Origin of the sequence: Candidatus Magnetobacterium casense, from assembly GCF_019173545.1 — a bacterium.
GTDB lineage: Bacteria > Nitrospirota > Thermodesulfovibrionia > Thermodesulfovibrionales > Magnetobacteriaceae > Magnetobacterium > Magnetobacterium cryptolimnobacter.
The window spans coordinates 1-5,197 of the sequence record NZ_JABXWD010000247.1 but is presented as its reverse complement, the minus strand read 5'-3'; the positions used below and the strand labels follow the sequence as shown (position 1 = coordinate 5,197).

General features: G+C 53.6%; 3 protein-coding genes. All 3 read left to right on the top strand.

The annotated features are described in order from the left end of the window. The first annotated feature begins 177 nt into the window (after positions 1-177). Positions 178-1,029: an NAD(P)H-dependent oxidoreductase subunit E gene (locus tag HWQ67_RS12390; protein WP_218253003.1), complete on the top strand. Its 852-nt coding sequence runs from the start codon at positions 178-180 to the stop codon at positions 1,027-1,029. 10 nt (positions 1,030-1,039) lie between these two features. Beyond that, positions 1,040-2,920: an NADH-ubiquinone oxidoreductase-F iron-sulfur binding region domain-containing protein gene (locus HWQ67_RS12385; protein WP_218253002.1), complete on the top strand. Its 1,881-nt coding sequence runs from the start codon at positions 1,040-1,042 to the stop codon at positions 2,918-2,920. Further along, the coding region (locus HWQ67_RS12380; RefSeq protein ID WP_218253001.1) for a molybdopterin-dependent oxidoreductase at positions 2,917-5,197 on the top strand (2,281 nt) is incomplete at its 3' end. The genes HWQ67_RS12385 and HWQ67_RS12380, both read left to right, overlap by 4 nt.

The window sequence follows — 5,197 nt, the reverse complement described above, 5'->3', positions numbered from 1 at the left end:
GCGTAATCCTGGTTCAGACAATCCATGATGTTTCCTTGAATGTGACATTGTCAAATTGATACAAAAAAACTCATGTCCATGTAATTACCATCTTCGATATTCTATTGAAATGCTTTAAATTATCATGTTATACTGAGGTTAGTTTTTATATAATTTTCACAAGCGGGAGGAGACTTAATGGGTAGAAACATCCTCGTTGTTGATGACGACGAAATAATAGTCAAGAGTTGTATGGCAGTCCTTGGAGCAGAGGGACACGAAGTCTCAGGGGTCTTAAGTGCAAAGGAGGCCATGGCCCTGATCAGGAAAAACACCTATGACCTGATAATTACCGATATCATAATGCCAACCATTGATGGCCTGGAGCTTATCAAGTGGTTAAACGACAACTATCCTTACCTGAGAATCATAGTAATCACGGGGTTTTCCTCCAAGGCGGTACTGAGGGACGCCATTGCCCTGGATGTATCGGAGTTTTTACCTAAGCCGTTTTTCCCTCAGACGCTCATAGATACGGTAAACAAAACCCTGAGTACACCACCAAAGGTGCCCTTGCCACAAAAAAGCGTGGAGATATTTGACACCGAAAAGCTGATGGCCATCACACAGAGATACAGGAAAAAGCGCGGGGCACTCATCACGGTGCTGCAGGAGGCACAGGAGCTGATAGGATACCTGCCGGCATCGGCCCAAAAGCTCATTGCCAAGGGCATGAAGATACCCGTCAGCGAGGTCTATGCAGTTGTGTCGTTTTACTCGTTTTTCAGCATGAAGCCGATGGGCAAGTATAACGTTCGGGTATGCCAGGGGACTGCATGTTACGTAAAGAGGGCCAACGAAATCCTCAACAACCTGGAGAAAGACCTCGGCATAAACGAAGGCGAAATCACACACGATAATCTGTTTTCCCTTGAGACAGTCAGATGCATAGGCGCCTGTGGTCTTGCCCCGGTGGTGGTCGTTGATGACGACACCTTTGGCAAGGTAGACCCGGCAAAAACTAACGAAATATTGAAAAACTACAGGTAAAGAGGCACTTATGTCAATACACACCATAGACGACCTTAAAGCAATAAAAGAACGCCAGACTGCCAGGGCAAACGACAAAAAGATCATGCTCTGCGGAGGCACGGGGTGTCTGGCCGGTGGCAGCCTCAAGATAAAAGGCGCCATTGAAAAAGGCCTCGAACAAAACAACCTCAAAGACGACGTCAAGGTGGTCATGACCGGCTGTAACGGCTTTTGTGCACACGGCCCGTTGATGGTTACCTATCCCGATGGCGTGTTCTACGAGTATCTAAACCCCGAGGCCGGTGCCAAAATCGTGGATGATCACTTCGCCAAAGGACAACCCGTTGAGAGATACATGTACCGCGACACGGTCACTCGCAAGCCCGTGCCGATATTGGATGACATTCCGTTTTTCAGCAACCAGACCCTGGTAGCACTCAAAAACAGAGGGGTTATAGACCCCGAGGACATAGACGAGTACATCGCCAGAGACGGCTACATAGCCGCAGCCAAGGCACTGACCTCCATGACCCCCAAGGAGATCATACGTGAGATAAAGGACTCCGGTCTGAGGGGGCGGGGCGGGGCAGGATTTCTGACGGGATTGAAGTGGGAGCTGTGCAACGCCGTTGTGGAAGACGAAAAGTACATCCTCTGTAACGGTGATGAGGGTGACCCCGGGGCCTTTATGGACAGGAGCATCATGGAGGCCGACCCGCATGTCGTTATCGAGGGCATGATCATAGCCGCCAAGGCCATCGGTGCGCATTATGGCTACATATACGTCCGTGCCGAATACCCGCTGGCAGTCAAGCGTCTGCGGATCGCCGTCAAGCAGGCAGAGGACTACGGCCTGTTGGGGCAGAACATCTTTGGCAGCGGCTTTGACCTCAATATCGAAATATACCTTGGTGCCGGGGCATACGTCTGCGGAGAGGAGACGGCACTGATGCGCTCCATAGAGGGCAAGAGAGGCTCACCGATCCCCCGACCGCCATTTCCGGTACATAAGGGTGTGTGGGAGAAGCCCTCGGTCCTCAACAACGTTGAAACCCTCGCAAACGTCCCGCAGGTGATCATCCACGGGGCAGAGTGGTTCCGGGCGATGGGCACGGAGAAGTCTGCCGGTACCAAGGTTTTTGCCCTCACCGGTGCCGCACTCAACACCGGACTGATCGAAATACCATTTGGGAGCACCCTGCGCAGTATTGTTGAGGACATCGGCGGTGGCATCAAAAAGGGGCGCTACTTCAAGGCCCTTCAGCTCGGCGGACCATCGGGAGGGTGCATACCGGCGTCGCTGCTTGACCTGCCCGTGACCTACGAGGACATCGTCCAGACGGGCGCCATTGTAGGTTCCGGCGGCATGGTCGTCATGGATGACACCAACTGCATGGTCAACCTCGCCAGGTTTTTTCTTGAGTTTACGGCGCACGAGTCCTGCGGCAAGTGTACGCCATGCCGTGTGGGCACCAAGGTCATGCTCAACATGCTCACCGAAATCACACTCGGAAACGGACGCGAGGGCGATATCGAACTCCTCGAAGACCTTGCCGGCGATATCAGGGCTGCATCTTTGTGCGGACTTGGTCAAACGGCACCAAACCCCGTCCTGACCACTATCAAGTATTTTCGCAACGAGTACGAAGCACACATCAGAGACAAGTGGTGCTATGCCGGTGTGTGCAAGAACCTTTGCACCTTCTATATAGACGAAAGCAAGTGTACCGGTTGTACGGCCTGTGCCAGGGCATGCAGCACCAGTTGCATCGTCGGGGACAAGAAACAACCACACCGCATCACACAGAGCAGTTGCGTGCAGTGCAGGTCGTGTTTTACTGCCTGTAAGTTTGGGGCTGTAAAGATTGGTTCGGCAAGGATGTTCAAAGAGGAGGAGGTCTCCGCATGATAGAGCTCACCATTGATGACAAAAAGATAAAGGTTGCCAGGGGGTTGACGATCCTTCAGGCGGCCCTTGAAAACCGCATCTATATACCCCACATGTGTTGGGACCCCAGGCTCAAACCCTACGGGGGATGTCGTCTGTGTGTTGTGGAGACCGAAGGACAGCCACGCCTGCTTGCCTCCTGTGCGTATCCGGCTGAAAACGGCATGGTGGTCCACACCAACACCCCGCGCCTAAACAAGATACGAAAGACGTTGGTTGAGTTGTTGCTGATACATCACCCGCTGGACTGTCCGGTGTGTGACAAGTCGGGGGCATGTTCGCTACAGGACCTTGCACTGAAGTTTGGCCCGTCCATGAGTCGTTTCAGCGAAAAGAGACACGCCGTCGAAAAAGACACGGGCAGTCCCTTTATCGAGCGCAATCCCAATCGCTGCATACTCTGTGGCAAGTGCGTGCGTGTGTGCTGGGAGCATCAGGGCGTGGGGGCGATAAACTTCATTGGGCGCGGGTTTGACTCAAAGATCAGCCAGGCCTTTGATGAGACGCTGGATTGCGAGTTCTGTGGACAGTGTGTCGATGCCTGTCCGGTGGGGGCGTTGGGCAGCAAGCCCTTTAAGTACCGCGCCAGCGCCTGGTTTCTGGAGAGCTATGACAGCGTCTGTCCCTATTGCAGTGTGGGTTGTACCGTGACGCTTGATACACGTGAGGGCAAGATCATCAGGACTAAGTCTGATGCCATCCAAGGGATCAACAAGGGCGACCTATGCGTCAAGGGCAGGTATGGGATGGACTTCATATACGCCGAAAACAGGCTCCGTAAGCCCCTTGTAAGAAAAGACGGTCAATTGACAGAGGTCTCCTGGGAGGAGGCCTTGTACGTGTTGTCCGAGCGCTTGCTCGAAATCATAAACACTAGTGGTCCGGGCAGGATAGGTGCCATCGGTTCCTCCAAGTTCTCAAACGAAAGCAACTACATGATGCAGCACTTTATGCGCAAGGTCATTGGGACAAACAACATAGATTCCATCTCCCGGTTTGGTTATGCCAGGGTTCAGGAGGCGGTTGTCAGGGCATTTGGTCTTGCAAATCTCCCCATAAAGCTCAATGCCCCTGTTGAAAATGACGTCATCCTGATTATCGAGTCCGATATAACGGCGACGCATCCCGTCTGGGGACTCAGGTACCTGGAGGCCAAAAGAAAGGGCACCAAGCTGCTTGTTGTTGACCCGCGTGAGAGCAAGCTATCACGACACAGCGACATGTGGTTGCGCATCAGACCCGGTACCTCCGTTGTGTTGCTCAATGCCCTGATGCACATGGCCATCGAGGGGGGCTATCACCTCAAAAACAACATGTCCACCACGGCGGCCAACTACGAGGAAATAGCGCAAACGGTCAGTCCCTACACGCCCGAAATGGTGGCGGATGTTACACGCATCGAGGAGGAGGAGTTCATTGAGCTTGCGCACGCATTTCTGAGTTCTGAAAACCGCATGATAGCGATGACAATGGGCAGCATGGAAAACAACAAGGGGATCAATGCCATATACGCTGCGGCCAATCTCCTGATGTTGACGGGGGATGGTCCCTCTGCCCTTCAGATACCGGCCTCCAATGCCAATACGTATGGGATGTGGCAGATGGGTGTTGCCCCTGACTATCTGCCTGGCTACGCAAAGTTACCCGGGGCGCCTGGCAAGGACCTCATGCAGATGCTCTATGACAGGGGGGATGGCGTTGATGCCCTGTACGTGATGGGCTCTCTGGGCATCGCTCCGCAGTTTAAGACGGTGGAGGCTGCCCTGCGGCGGCTTAAGCTGCTCGTGGTGCAGGACATCCGGTTTACGGAGACGGCCAATCTGGCTCACATAGTGTTGCCCGTGTGCAGTTGGGCCGAGGAGGACGCAACGTTCATCAATGCTGCCGGCATAGGGCAGAGGCTTGAGAGGATCGTGGCTCCCACGGGTGATTCGCTGCCTGGCTGGCAGATATTCAGGAATCTGGCCAGGTTTATGAAGACGTCCACGGGGCTGGAGACCCTGCCTGCTCTGAGGCAGCAAATAGACACCATTGTTAAGGAGGCCGGAAGGGAGAGGTGGTGCTATATGCCGGTGGCCTTTGACGAGTTGGAGCGCATTGACAGGCACTATCCCCTGGCGATGGTGACGGGCAATCTGATGCAGCACTCCGGCTCTCTGACCGTGATGTCCAAGAGTCTGACGGAGGTTTTTTCGGAGGCCTTTATTCAGGTCAACGAGCGTGATGCCGTGAGGTTTG

What these genes read in the sequence shown, in the direction of transcription:
- HWQ67_RS12390 (WP_218253003.1), top strand. Translation starts at nt 178, where the DNA reads ATGGGTAGAAACATCCTCGTTGTTGATGACGACGAAATAATAGTCAAG.
- HWQ67_RS12385 (WP_218253002.1), top strand. Translation starts at nt 1,040, where the DNA reads ATGTCAATACACACCATAGACGACCTTAAAGCAATAAAAGAACGCCAG.